Origin of the sequence: Proteus sp. G2618 (assembly GCF_009915995.1) — a bacterium.
Classification (GTDB): Bacteria; Pseudomonadota; Gammaproteobacteria; order Enterobacterales; family Enterobacteriaceae; genus Proteus; species Proteus terrae.
Map to the genome: position 1 here is coordinate 152,935 of NZ_JAABNI010000014.1, position 12,416 is coordinate 165,350.

A 12,416-nucleotide genomic window follows, 5' to 3' on the forward strand; every position below is an offset into this window, starting at 1 on the left:
CATTTTAAGAAAAAATATTCTTTGTAATTTCAAAATGATTTAATTTTTAATTAAAGTGGCTAGTTGCATTTCCTTTATTTTTCATTTCTATCAATAAATTAAGTTTATAGCTCATATTTTTATAAATCCGAGTTGTAAATTACACTTTGGCCACTATATTAATATCAATACTTATTAAGTATTAATGGATCATCATTAAATGATTGCAGGATGCGATTGTTACTCTATGGAAAAATAAGGACGTTAATATGGAGAATATTTCAAAAACTTTAGAAGAGTGGGGATCATGGGTAGCCAATGATCAAGATGCTGTTAATGTATTGAATAATAATGGAAAAGAGGTTATTCCAGATCGTATAAAATTGAGAAAAAAATGCACTCATCATAATGCAAATATTATCAATGATTTAATGAAAAGATTGATGGCGCACAACAAAGAAGATTATCAGTTAATTATTAATTATTATGTTTTTGGTAAAACGTTTATACAGCTTGCAAAATATGATCAATGTTCTGATACGTATATTGGTAAAAAGTTAAAAAAAGCGGAAGGAATGATTGAGGGTATGCTAATTTTCTCCAGATTTAATTGAGACTATTAGTAAAAAATCAAAATTTATTAAAATAATGCTTTACGATCGTAAAATAGAGATTAATCTAATAACACTTAGAACAAATAAGGTATCAAAATACGATGTTTACTATAATTTTGTACTTCAAAGATTATATTTTAAATATTGTATTCTAACTATTGTTTTAAGTATTGCTAATAGGATGTTTAGCAAATTAAATAAATTAATTTAAACCCAAGGAGTGGAAAAATATGTCAACTACATATCCAATTGTTTTAGTTCATGGTTTATCTGGTTTTGATGATATCGTCGGCTATCCTTATTTTTATGGTATCGCTGATGCATTAGAAAAGGATGGCCATAAAGTTTTCACTGCATCTCTTTCCGCATTTAACTCGAACGAAGTTCGTGGCGAACAACTTTGGGAGTTTGTGCAAAAAGTTCTCAAAGAAACTAAAGCAAAAAAAGTAAATTTAATCGGTCATAGCCAAGGCCCATTAGCTTGCCGTTATGTTGCTGCAAAGCATGCTAAAAGTATTGCTTCTGTTACCTCTGTTAATGGTGTAAACCATGGTTCAGAGATTGCAGATTTAGTACGACGCATTATGCGTAAGGATAGTGTGCCAGAATATGTTGCTGATGCTGTAATGAAAGCTATTGGTACTATTATTTCTACATTTTCAGGTAATCGAGGTAATCCACAAGATGCCATCGCTGCATTAGAAGCATTAACAACTGAAAATGTAACAGAATTTAATAAAAAGTACCCACAAGGGCTGCCAGCTATTCGTGGTGGTGAAGGCAAAGAAGTCGTAAATGGCGTTCATTACTATTCATTTGGTAGTTATATCCAAGGTTTGATTGCAGGTGAAAGAGGTAATTTACTGGATCCTACTCATGCAGCAATGCGTGTATTAAGTGCATTCTTTACCGAGCGTGAAAATGATGGCTTAGTAGGTCGTACAAGTATGCGATTAGGTAAACTGATTAAGGATGATTATGCTGAAGATCATCTGGATATGGTAAATCAGGTTGCTGGATTAGTCGGGCGTGGTGAAGATATTGTTGCTATTTATACAAACCATGCGAATTTTTTAGCAAGTAAAAAGCTTTAATTACCTTTGCATACTGGTTGTGAAATAATCAAATACGAATGGCTCTAATTAATTTAGAGCCATTTTTATTTTAACTATTATTGATTGATATTTTTATTAACGCTGACAGAAATGGCATAGCCTAATAAATAAAGTGCTTGCTCTAGACTATCTACTTTTGAGGTCTGATTAATTTCAAGTAGACGCTCTATTTGAGCGCTCGTTAAATTCATCTTTCTTGCAAGATCAGATTTTTTTGTCTTTGTTTCTAACATAGCATTATGTAACGCAATTTTTAAACAGCTAATAAGAGGTAAGTAGACAATAAAATCACCAGTTTGTGCTTTGGATGGTGTAGGAATGGGCAGTTTACTCGCAACAAACTCTTCAAGACCTACATGCAAAATATCAGAGGCTTCTAGTTCAATATCATCTTCTGTATAAGCAACAGCGTGTATATTATCAAAATCACGGTAGGTAATTTCGTAAGTTTCACTTTCTTCATCAAAATGAGCGACTGCTGGATAGCTGAACATAAATAACCTTTTATAAAGTTGAAAGCCATATTTAAAATGAAATTACACAATATAATGTGTTTTCAAAATTCTTGTGTATAGTACTAAAGTGAAACTTTATTTATCTATTTGATATTAAATAGTATGTTAAAGATTAAAGCATATTTATCAAAAATTATCTTCATTTCTTGCTAATGTGAGAAAAAGTGAAGTGGATAATATATCGTTTGTTAGTTGTTAGTTGTTAGTTGTTAGTTGTTAGTTGTTAGGTGTTTTTAGGAAGGAGTTGTTTATGTATCCCGTTGATTTACATGCTCATACTATTGCTAGTACACATGCTTACAGTACAGTTAGTGAATATTTTCAACAAGCTAAAAAGCAGGGAATTCAATTGTTTGCAATTACTGACCATGGCCCAGATATGGATGATGCACCTCATGAATGGCATTTTTCTAACTTACCTGTGATCCCTCGTATTATTGATGGTGTTGGTATTCTTTATGGTATAGAAGCGAATATTAAAAATATTAAAGGTGAAACAGATTGCAGTGAGAAAATGAGTAAGAAATTAGATATTGTACTTGCTGGCTTTCATGATCCGGTAATGAGTTCATTAGGCCTTGTTGATAATACAAAAGCGTTAATTGCAACAATAGCAAGTGGCTGTATTCAAATGGTAACGCATCCGGGCAATCCAAAATATCCAATAGATATTGCTGAGGTTGCAAAAGTAGCTGCCACTTACAACGTTGCTTTAGAAATGAATAACTCATCATTTATTCATTCTAGAGTAGGAAGTGAGAAAAACTGTATAGAAATAGCGAAAGCAGTGCGTGATGCAGGAGGATTAATTGCATTGGGTTCTGACTCACATATAGCTTCTTCACTAGGAAATTTTGATCGAGTATTAGAAGTATTAGCCCAAATAGACTTTCCACATGAGCGTATACTGAATGTAACTCCAAGAAGAGTGTTAGATTTTCTAAAATCACATGGTAAAAAAGAGATCCCTGAATTTAGCCATTTTTAATATTAGCCTAAATCAGTAATAAGAAAGCTATCCTAAGATTAAGATAGCTTTTATGCTGTAGGTAGATTTAATACTTACTGATGAAAAACAGTCAATTCTTGTTTTAATCTATCTGATTGTGTTTGCAAAGAATCTAATGAACTGACTAATTCCCGTGTCATTGTTGAGTTAGCTTGTGTTGTTTGATCTAATTGATTTATCGCATCTTCAATTTGGGCAATACCATTACTTTGTTCATTTGTAGAAATAGAAATATCGTGGATCATTTCATTAATATTTTCAGTATGTTTAGAAATATCTATCATATTATCGTTTGCGTCAGCAGCTAACTGAAAACACTGATTTATTTTTTTACTTGAATTAGCGACAAGTATTTTTATCTCTTTTGATGCTAAGTTACAGCTAATGGATAATTCTCTTACTTCTTTAGCAACAACAGCAAAACCTTTTCCGTGTTCACCCACTCTTGCCGCTTCTACGGCAGCATTTAAAGCCAACAAGTTTGTTTGGAAGGCGATATTGTCAATCGTAGAGGTAATATCGTTAATTTGTTCAGAGAACGTGACAACCTCATGCATATTTTCAACAACGTTAGCGAGCATTTCATTACTTTGATGGATCATCGTATCTGCTTTTGTTACTAGCTCACATGATGTTTGTGTATTTTCTGCATGTTGCTTTGATGTCACACTTAATTGCCGTATTCCTGCTGAGGTTTCGAGTACAGCTGCTGATTGTTGTTCAACACGAATGGCAAGATTATTGTTCATAACAGCAATATCACTTAGTTCGGAATTAATAAGACCAGAGCTGTGATTGATGTTATTTACGATCCGTTTTATCTGGTCTCGCATTTTTTGAATATTAGTAGTGAGAATATTTATTTCAAATAGACCTTTTGTCGTGACATCAGTCGCTAATTCTCCATTACTAATATCTTCGATATTTTTCATTATCGCGTTTAAAGGTGAAATAAAGTTTTTTCGCAGTACAATCTGAACTAAGAAAGAAAAAATAACAATTAATATTGAAATGACAATTAAGCTATAAATAATTTTATCGTACAGTAACTCGCCTTCATCTAATGAAGCCGTATAATAATTTTCTAGTTGTTGATGATAGGTAGTATAAGCTTGTTCAAAATTGTCTTGATAGGTTTGTGTTGGTTGATTTAAGTATTCGTATGTTTTACCTTGTTCTAGAAAGGCTAAAAATTCAATTAATGCTGCATTAAGCTCAGTATATTTCTGCTCTAGTTGTTGTATATAAGTTTGATTTTCAACATTATGAGGAAAACTCTTGAAACTTTCCCACCCGTTTTCAACGAGTTGAAGTTTTTCTTTAGCTTGTTGTAATAATGAAGAGATATCCGTATTTGCAGTAGCCATTTTATTAATAATTAATAAGTGGCGGGAACTGGCTCTATTTAGGGTATTACGCGTTTGTAAGAGATTTTCCCAAGTGTTATTCAATAGTGATTGTTCATGGTAGATATTATTTAGTGTGTTTAAGTTTCTCTTGTAATCATTGACTGAAGAGAGGAATAAAACACAAGCTAGACCAAGAAGTAAGATTAAAGAGCCTGTAATAAGCCAAACTAAAGTGGTTGTTTTTAAACTCGACATAGTAAAAGAGACGTTTGGCAAATAACGTTGTTTGAAGTTCTTAAACATGTAATGTTATTTCCTTTTTCATAAAAATATAACTGTGTAGTTTATTGATTTTTAAGTTTTATTTTTACTTCCTGTAACTGGTATATACAAAGAATTAAGAAAAAATATAAATATTTTTTAGATCATTCTTTGATTTAATGCCATATATCCTTTTGATTTTTTCAAATACTAAAAAATAGTATCGGCATTTTATAAATATTCTTTATGCTTATTTATTACTCTAATTAATAAATTTATTAAATGTATTAATTTATCTTGCAACACTTTGATTTTTAATTAATTTATCTTAAATATTAAAAGTTAACGATAAATGGTAAAAATGAGATAAAAGATATTATCTCAATAAATAAGTTTTAACCTGTTGATTTATTATTAATTTTATGTGACTGATTGGTTTTTTTTAAACAATTAGATTTAAATAGTCTAAGTGTTTCTATTTATAAAATAAAAAAGTAATAATGATTAAAACAGCAATAAATTAAATTATTTTTTATTGATTTTAAAGAATAAATAAGAGAGTCTAACGTTAAAATGGGAGAGAGATAAAAAGATCACAGTAGATAAAAAATAAGAAAACAGACGAAATCACTATAAACGGAAGGTATATTACCCTCCCGTTTATAAATAAAGCTTACATTAATGATGTATGAAAATTGGATGAAAAATAAACTTTTAAAGCGAAATCCCTGAGAACGACATAAAACCAAGAGACATTAATCCTACCGTGATAAATGTGATCCCTAGTCCTCTCAATGCTTTGGGAATATCTGAATATTTCATTTTTTCACGTAAACCAGAGAGCGCGATAATCGCAAGTAGCCAACCTATGCCACACCCAGCACCATATATCACTGATTCAGTAAATGTGTAGTCACGTTCAACCATAAAAATGGTGGCACCAAAGATAGCGCAATGAATAGTCAATAAAGGCAAAAAGATCCCTAATGAATGATAAAGCGAAGGGATAAATTTATCTAAAAACATTTCTAAAATTTGAACTAATGCCGCTAAAACGCCAATAAAAGTGATATATCTAAGAAAACTAAGATCAATACCTTCGACTACCGCATCTTTCTTTAGAATGAAATGATAGATTAAGTTATTGATAGGTGTGGCAATAATCAATAATGCAGTAACAGTAAGACCCAGTTTTAATGAGGTTTTTACTTCTTTAGAGACAGCAAGAAAAGTACACATTCCTAAAAAGAAACTTAATGCCATATTCTCAACAAAAGTCGCCTTAATAAAGATATTAAGGTAATTTTCAAGCATAAACCCTCCTATTAATATATTTTTTTACTAATTCTAGTAAAAACAGTACCTTAATATAAGTGGTATTACAAAAATATCTTTAAAGTTAGATCTGAATGACATTTTTTGACTAAGAAGATGCTTTATTTGAGGTAGGGAGAATGACATTCTCAGATAAATATAATAAATATGGCACTCAAATAAATTTTCTATTCGACTCGTCATTTTTTACTTTTTAGTGGATAAGATAAAACAATGCTAGAAATGACAAAGCACCAATATCTATTGATAGAATATCGGTGCTCTGATTAGAGAATTTTGATAATTTCTATGAGGATATTTACTTAGTAAAATTGTTTATGACTTGAGGTTATTTAACATTAGTGTTTTATAGTTATTTTTCTCAAGATCTTTTTCTGTAAAGCCAAATTTTGTGGCTAAGTGCTTTAGTTGGTCAGCATAGAACGAGAGTTTGTTTTGGTCGTCCGTCATGATAGCAAACTCAGCAAATGATCCTAGTTTATCTAGTTTATCGATAGTGATATGAAACTCATCTAGAAAATAGATTTCTCTTGATTTTGTATAATTAAGAATACAATGATAACCAAGCGTCGTGAACATAGAGACTGTTTTTTCTGCATCTTCAATACGAACAGCTTCACATTGTGATAAATCAGGGCCTTTAACGATAAGAAGGTTTATTCCTGCAGGGAGCATTTTTCTTACACATAAACTGATAGTAGGAGCTGAAAATTCAGTATTATCATGCTCCATGTACCAATCTGTTTCTTGATTCTCAGGCGTAAATAATGTGGCTCCTGACTTTTTTAATTCGTTAATAAATTCTTTTGGATTTTGAAGGTGGTATTTTAGTTCGGCTTCAAATTTACCTTGAAAGTGATTAGACATACGTTTTCCCTAATTTAGTGTTAATGCATTATAGCATTAGCAAAGTATCCTTCTGAGGTAAAAACGAACTTTTAGTGTTATTTCATTATTTTCTATTTTAAACAATCATTATAGAGAGTTATATAAAAATATTTAAATAGAGTAATGGATAGAATGACTATGAAATAAGAAGAAGGAGGAATGATGTTATTAATAAAGGAATGAATAAGAGAAAATAAAAGGGGCATTGCCCCTTTTATTTTTACAGAACACCTTCAAACGGGTTCCAGCTTTGATCATTTTTGGTTTCTTTCAAGTAATACGCATAGTTGGCTGTTATAGCCCATAAAACGTTAATTGCTATACCTACAGCATTGATAACACCGTTATTTACAGGTAAGAAGCCAATAATAGTAAAAATAGCAATATTAATAGCAAATAATGTTAATGCTTTACGCCATAAACCTAAAATAAGAAAATAAATAAAACCAAAGAAAAATGCCCAGATATTCATTCCGATAAGAATACGTTTACCAAAGGGAAGTGCTTTATAAGCAGCTTTATATTCTGATGTTTTAGGTGAGCCATATTGATCAAAAAATGAAAAACGCTCTTGCCATTTTTCGGAAATTTCTTTATTCATTTTAATTCCTTTTACTCTGTTGATTAAATTTGGTCTTGATGGAAAAGTATTTTTACATAATTTAACATCGTGAACAATATAAATTTATTAAGAGATTATTAATATATTCATTTATATAAAGGTATTAAAGAGAATGTGATTTTATTTTTTTAATAATTATCTTATTGCTTTAGAATATATTTTTAATTACTACTCTTAAAAATAATGGCAATAAAATAAAATATTATTTTGAATGGATTTTATGGTGAAAAGAATAAGAAATCTGGCTTATGACGAATACCAGATTTCTTATAAAAGTAGGGAGTGGGTGATTAACGCACGACTAGTACAGATGATTCTGCGTAACTGACCACGGAAGATGCGGTAGAACCTAGAAGATAAGTTTTCATCCCAGGATTACGAGAACCAATGACAATCAGCTCTGCTTGAATTTTTTTTGCGGTTTCTAAAATTTTATCGCGTGGATTACCTATAGACACATAAAATTGAGTTGTACTATTGGGAATATCAATATGCGATAAATTTTCTTTTAGTGTGGATAATGCAATTTCAATACGTTGTTTGTCACTAGCTAGTCTATCTTGGCCTGCGAATGCAAATCCGACAAACGACTCATAACTTGGAATAACTGATAAAAAATGAATATTCAATTTGTCAGCGACAGACAATGCTTTTAGATGAGACACAACCTTGTCCAATAAACCAAGCTCTGTAAAATCAACGGGTACTAACACTGTTTTTGTCATAGTGGCTCCTAATTAACCTTTTATTATGATTAGGGCTTTAATATTAATTTTTTGTGCATACAAATATGAGTTACCTACTAATCTTATCAGTCAAAATGAAAAACTGCACAAAAATTGAAATTATTTTTATTTTTTGAGAGTTATGTATTTTTTTATATGAAAAAAAGTGAAAAAAAACTGCGATCTGAACCAATAAATGTGTAGAAATATCAAATAGAAATTATAGAAAAAGGGAAGTATTAAAAAGTAATAGACCGAATATTTTATTTTTTTAATAATAATTATTATAGATATCACTTTGCATATATTTTTTGATATGTGATAAAGCTTATTCTTGAATATCATTTAATGGCTAAAATATAATTTATATTTTATTTTAATACAGAAAATTTGAATCCCAAAGAAAAAACAATAAATATAAAAGCTAAAGGTAAAATTAAAGAGTGAGCGTTATGTTGTTATTTTTCAATGTGTTATGTTTGTTTTATGATGATAATTAAATGCATGTTTACTCTTAATGATAATAAGTACTATTTAACATTAAAATATAGAGAGAGCATATTACAAATGAGATTGGTTTTTATTTTTATTACAGATAATTGATTAAAAAAATAAACAAAAACTATATGTAAATAGCTATATTTTTATTTTTAAGTGTGCATAATATCCATAATGTTAATTTTCATCGCAAAGGACGTAAAATATGTTACATCAAGATATGATCAATAAATTGAATGAACAGCTAAATTTAGAATTTTATTCAGCAAATCTTTATTTGCAAATGAGTGCTTGGTGCGATGACAAAGGATTTGATGGTGCTGCTAAATTTTTAAAAGCTCATTCTCGTGAAGAAATGGAACATATGCACCGTTTATTTGATTACTTAAGTGATACAGGCGCAATGCCTTTACTTGGTGCGATTGAAGCTCCACCAGCTGAGTTCTCATCATTATCTGAATTGTTCGATAAAACTTACGAACATGAAAAACATATTACATCTGAGATTAATAAATTAGCGCATGTTGCAATGACGACTCAGGATTATTCAACATTTAATTTCTTACAATGGTATGTTGCAGAACAGCATGAAGAAGAGAAACTATTCAAATCAATCCTAGATAAATTAGCAATGGTGGGTGACAGTGGTAAGGCTTTATTCTTGTTAGATAAAGATCTGAACACATTATCAACATCTGCACATGTTTAATTATTAATAAAGTTTTAGATAGCTTAAGTTAATAAATGAATTATTGCGCTCTGCTATGAATGAATAGCAGGGCGCTTTTTTATTCTTCTGCATTAGCTCTATTCTTATTCCTATTTTTTATCTCTTCCTCACTTTCGTTTGCGTATTTTTTATCCTAAAATTTTTTTTGATTGTTATTTATACAAGGTGTTTATTTTACTTTTAGTTGTATTCGGTTATGTATTGAACTGTTTAGACTGTCAATATGGGTATTATATTTTTTCGAAGTGTAAAAATGGGTGATATTTGAAACAGAAACTGGTCTAAATAACATATATTTTGAGTGCTAGTTCACAACCTTTTATTTCTAATATCAAGAAGCGAAGATCTTGACGTAAATTTGCTATAAAATATTTCCATAAATAAAAAAATCACCTGTAATTTAAGAGGTTATTATGTCATTAAATACACTTAAGACATCTTGGGGTAAATTATCGGCTATTGCTGTTTTATTCCTTGGTATGTCATACCAACAAGCATTAGCACACGCACACTTAAAATCACAGTTACCTGCTGAAGGTGCTGCTATTGAACAAGCGCAAGCGCCTAAAGTTATTACGCTAGACTTCTCTGAAGGTATTGAATTAGCCTTTAGCAAAATCAAAGTTACTAATAGCGATGGTAAAGAAATTACCGTAGGAAAATTGAGTTTAGACCCTGTTAACAATACTAAATTGTTATTGCCTTTAGAAAGTGATTTAGCTGAAGGTAACTATTTAGTTAATTGGAACGTTGTTTCTGTTGATGGGCACAAGACAAAAGGTTCTTATCAATTTAGTGTAAAATAATGACACCTGAAGACGTTTATATTTTATGCCGTTTTTTCCATTTCGTGGCAGTCATGTTTATGTTCGGACTGAGCTTCTCGGCTGCCATTCTTGCAAAAGATAAGTTCATTCCTCTTATTCAAGTTCGTTTGCGTCCTGCATTAGCCATTAGTACTGTCACTGTCTTTATTACGACTTATCTATGGATGGCTGTACAATCCGGTATTATGGGCGATGGATGGGAGGATGCTTGGTCATTTGAAATATGGAAAGCGGTATTAGGTACTTCATTTGGTCAAGTTTGGCAATGGCAATTAGTTTTGGCAATCATTGCGTTAGCTGTTTTATTTATACACCAACGTTATGTTCGTAACTTTTCTCTATTAATTGTTGCTTCGATTATGTTGATCTTACATGCATCTATAGGTCATGGTGCAATGTTTACAGGTTCAGAAGCGATATTTTATAAGCTTAATCAAAGTATTCATCTTATTAGTGCTGCGTATTGGTTTGGTGGTTTATGGCCATTTGTTGCTTGTTTACAGTTTTTGCGGAATAAAGACGAGCTTGCAGATGGAATGATCAAACCGATTATTGGTACCATGAAGCGGTTTTCACTTTTGGGTCATATTGCCGTTTTATTGGTTACAATTACTGGTATTATCAGTGCCGTAATGTTAATTCCAGGATGGCCGGCAGTACCATTGTCATCTGAATATCAAAGTATGTTATGGCTTAAAATTAGTTTAGTGCTGTTAATGCTTGGTTTAGCCGTAATCAACCGTTATGTTTTAGTTCCTCATATCCGTAAGAAAAATAATTTTCAATGGTTACTAGTGAATAGTTGGTTTGAGCTGTTACTTGGAACAATGGTTATTTTTACTGTCGCCATCTTTGCGATTAACTCACCTGTATAGATTGTTATATAATCGAAAAAACCTAATTTCTTAAATGAGATATCCACATGAAACGTTTTTTATTTGCGGGAATGTTAATGCTGTTTTCTTTTCAAGCATTCTCGGCAGCACCTATTTCAACGGTCAGTAAGCTTCAATTTGGTGACGACTGGCCATTTACACGAGAAGAGGTGATGCTCAATTGTCGTGCTGATGGTGCTTGGTTTGTGATTAATCCAGCAACACTGATGCAATATCCACTTAATGAAATTGCAATGGAACAAATGGAAAGTGGAAAAGTAAAAGCACAGTTAATTGATGTTATTTTACTACCGGATCCGAATACACCTGAAAAGAAAAAATCAGTAGAAGTGATACAAAATGCGATTAAGTCGCTCTGTAAGAATAATTAATCAAGTGATTAATAATATGGTTAAGAGTTTTTTATTTTTATCGCATTGATTTAAATAATAAAAATTAAGAGTGATAATTTTTTGAATAGAAAATAGTGTGCTACTGGGCTGTTTACTGGATCTTTACATGTTGTTAGCTAATATTTAACAGTAGGTTGTGAGATAAAAAAGTCTGAGTTAGTCCTCGATTTTTGTTTATGTAGTAATCAGCAATTAGTTTTTAGCGCACGGCTCACAATGAGCCATTTCCCTAAGCCAGATAAATGATTTATCTGGCTTTTTTTATTTCGCTTTAGCATCTCGTTACGCCACTTTTAAGATCCAGTGGTGGCTATCCTTATCATAAGCATGGCGATAAAGCAGAATATTTTTATCTTTCAATTGGGCTGGAATACTTGTGTTTTCATCCCATCCATCTAATTGCATGCAAAACTCTTTGTCATAATCACATGGAATATGAATATAAGTTAATTGGTTATCAGAAGAGTGTTTCAAAGTAATATCTTCAATTTCATAGCAAGCAATTTTTAACGTTGTTTTTTTCATAATAAAGCTCCAGTTTAAGCGATGTCGTGTTGTGTCCCGTTGTGTTTTATTGGTGGCATTTATTTTAAAGAATGCTTTTTGACCAAACAAAATTAAGCATAGTATAAATGGAATCTATTTCCAAAATATTTTTTAG

The 12,416-nt window shown here is 31.0% G+C and carries 14 protein-coding genes; 7 read left to right on the forward strand and 7 right to left on the reverse strand.

Going from position 1 to position 12,416, the window contains the following annotated elements; genetic code table 11:
* Positions 1 to 248: 248 nt before the first annotated feature.
* Entirely contained in the window at positions 249 to 593 is a 345-nt protein-coding gene (locus tag GWJ01_RS06175) for an antiterminator Q family protein (protein ID WP_161710861.1), read from the forward strand.
* A gap of 230 nt (positions 594 to 823) precedes the next feature.
* On the forward strand, positions 824 to 1,687 hold the full coding sequence (locus tag GWJ01_RS06180) for a lipase family alpha/beta hydrolase (RefSeq protein ID WP_109402789.1): 864 nt from the start codon (positions 824 to 826) through the stop codon (positions 1,685 to 1,687).
* Positions 1,688 to 1,764: 77 nt separating this feature from the next.
* On the opposite strand, the gene GWJ01_RS06185 is transcribed toward GWJ01_RS06180, so the two are convergent.
* Positions 1,765 to 2,202: a hypothetical protein gene (locus GWJ01_RS06185; RefSeq protein ID WP_109394220.1), complete on the reverse strand. Its 438-nt coding sequence runs from the start codon at positions 2,200 to 2,202 to the stop codon at positions 1,765 to 1,767.
* A gap of 271 nt (positions 2,203 to 2,473) precedes the next feature.
* On the opposite strand from GWJ01_RS06185, the gene GWJ01_RS06190 reads away from it, so the two are divergent.
* Positions 2,474 to 3,211, forward strand: coding sequence for a phosphatase (locus GWJ01_RS06190; RefSeq protein WP_099659652.1), 738 nt, complete (start codon positions 2,474 to 2,476; stop codon positions 3,209 to 3,211).
* Positions 3,212 to 3,285: 74 nt separating this feature from the next.
* Here the strand turns inward: GWJ01_RS06190 and GWJ01_RS06195 are convergent, their stop codons facing one another.
* From GWJ01_RS06195 to GWJ01_RS06215, 5 genes are all read right to left on the reverse strand, one after another.
* A complete protein-coding gene (locus GWJ01_RS06195; protein ID WP_167392450.1) occupies positions 3,286 to 4,884 on the reverse strand; it encodes a methyl-accepting chemotaxis protein in 1,599 nt (532 codons plus the stop codon).
* A gap of 672 nt (positions 4,885 to 5,556) precedes the next feature.
* Complete coding sequence (nqrE, locus tag GWJ01_RS06200; RefSeq protein WP_109394221.1) at positions 5,557 to 6,156, reverse strand: NADH:ubiquinone reductase (Na(+)-transporting) subunit E; 600 nt, start codon at positions 6,154 to 6,156, stop codon at positions 5,557 to 5,559.
* 336 nt (positions 6,157 to 6,492) lie between these two features.
* Positions 6,493 to 7,044, reverse strand: a complete 552-nt coding sequence (cyaB, locus tag GWJ01_RS06205; protein WP_109394222.1) for a class IV adenylate cyclase — start codon at positions 7,042 to 7,044, stop codon at positions 6,493 to 6,495.
* A gap of 241 nt (positions 7,045 to 7,285) precedes the next feature.
* Entirely contained in the window at positions 7,286 to 7,666 is a 381-nt protein-coding gene (locus tag GWJ01_RS06210) for a DUF2628 domain-containing protein (RefSeq protein ID WP_109394223.1), read from the reverse strand.
* A 311-nt stretch (positions 7,667 to 7,977) separates the two neighbouring features.
* On the reverse strand, positions 7,978 to 8,412 hold the full coding sequence (locus tag GWJ01_RS06215; RefSeq protein WP_072062602.1) for a universal stress protein: 435 nt from the start codon (positions 8,410 to 8,412) through the stop codon (positions 7,978 to 7,980).
* Between the two features lie 703 nt (positions 8,413 to 9,115).
* Here GWJ01_RS06215 and ftnA point away from each other — a divergent pair.
* The 4 genes from ftnA (at position 9,116) to GWJ01_RS06235 (ending at position 11,734) form a co-directional block, all read left to right on the forward strand.
* Positions 9,116 to 9,619, forward strand: a complete 504-nt coding sequence (gene ftnA, locus GWJ01_RS06220; RefSeq protein WP_075673382.1) for a non-heme ferritin — start codon at positions 9,116 to 9,118, stop codon at positions 9,617 to 9,619.
* A 434-nt stretch (positions 9,620 to 10,053) separates the two neighbouring features.
* On the forward strand, positions 10,054 to 10,446 hold the full coding sequence (gene copC, locus GWJ01_RS06225; protein ID WP_023582413.1) for a copper homeostasis periplasmic binding protein CopC: 393 nt from the start codon (positions 10,054 to 10,056) through the stop codon (positions 10,444 to 10,446).
* Complete coding sequence (copD, locus tag GWJ01_RS06230) at positions 10,446 to 11,342, forward strand: copper homeostasis membrane protein CopD (RefSeq protein ID WP_109402502.1); 897 nt, start codon at positions 10,446 to 10,448, stop codon at positions 11,340 to 11,342. The genes copC and copD overlap by 1 nt, the downstream gene beginning before the upstream one ends.
* Before the next feature lie 47 nt (positions 11,343 to 11,389).
* Complete coding sequence (locus tag GWJ01_RS06235) at positions 11,390 to 11,734, forward strand: YebY family protein (RefSeq protein WP_109394225.1); 345 nt, start codon at positions 11,390 to 11,392, stop codon at positions 11,732 to 11,734.
* Positions 11,735 to 12,037: 303 nt separating this feature from the next.
* Here GWJ01_RS06235 and GWJ01_RS06240 read toward each other — a convergent pair whose 3' ends face one another.
* Positions 12,038 to 12,280 carry a DUF1480 family protein gene (locus GWJ01_RS06240; RefSeq protein ID WP_075673379.1) on the reverse strand — a complete coding sequence of 81 codons (243 nt, stop codon included), beginning with the start codon at positions 12,278 to 12,280 and terminating at the stop codon, positions 12,038 to 12,040.
* Between the last annotated feature and the right edge of the window lie 136 nt (positions 12,281 to 12,416).

Coding starts and splice junctions, on each gene's coding strand:
- GWJ01_RS06175 (WP_161710861.1), top strand. CDS start 249: ATGGAGAATATTTCAAAAACTTTAGAAGAGTGGGGATCATGGGTAGCC.
- GWJ01_RS06180 (WP_109402789.1), top strand. CDS start 824: ATGTCAACTACATATCCAATTGTTTTAGTTCATGGTTTATCTGGTTTT.
- GWJ01_RS06185 (WP_109394220.1), bottom strand. CDS start 2,202: ATGTTCAGCTATCCAGCAGTCGCTCATTTTGATGAAGAAAGTGAAACT.
- GWJ01_RS06190 (WP_099659652.1), top strand. CDS start 2,474: ATGTATCCCGTTGATTTACATGCTCATACTATTGCTAGTACACATGCT.
- GWJ01_RS06195 (WP_167392450.1), bottom strand. CDS start 4,884: ATGTTTAAGAACTTCAAACAACGTTATTTGCCAAACGTCTCTTTTACT.
- nqrE (WP_109394221.1), bottom strand. CDS start 6,156: ATGCTTGAAAATTACCTTAATATCTTTATTAAGGCGACTTTTGTTGAG.
- cyaB (WP_109394222.1), bottom strand. CDS start 7,044: ATGTCTAATCACTTTCAAGGTAAATTTGAAGCCGAACTAAAATACCAC.
- GWJ01_RS06210 (WP_109394223.1), bottom strand. CDS start 7,666: ATGAATAAAGAAATTTCCGAAAAATGGCAAGAGCGTTTTTCATTTTTT.
- GWJ01_RS06215 (WP_072062602.1), bottom strand. CDS start 8,412: ATGACAAAAACAGTGTTAGTACCCGTTGATTTTACAGAGCTTGGTTTA.
- ftnA (WP_075673382.1), top strand. CDS start 9,116: ATGTTACATCAAGATATGATCAATAAATTGAATGAACAGCTAAATTTA.
- copC (WP_023582413.1), top strand. CDS start 10,054: ATGTCATTAAATACACTTAAGACATCTTGGGGTAAATTATCGGCTATT.
- copD (WP_109402502.1), top strand. CDS start 10,446: ATGACACCTGAAGACGTTTATATTTTATGCCGTTTTTTCCATTTCGTG.
- GWJ01_RS06235 (WP_109394225.1), top strand. CDS start 11,390: ATGAAACGTTTTTTATTTGCGGGAATGTTAATGCTGTTTTCTTTTCAA.
- GWJ01_RS06240 (WP_075673379.1), bottom strand. CDS start 12,280: ATGAAAAAAACAACGTTAAAAATTGCTTGCTATGAAATTGAAGATATT.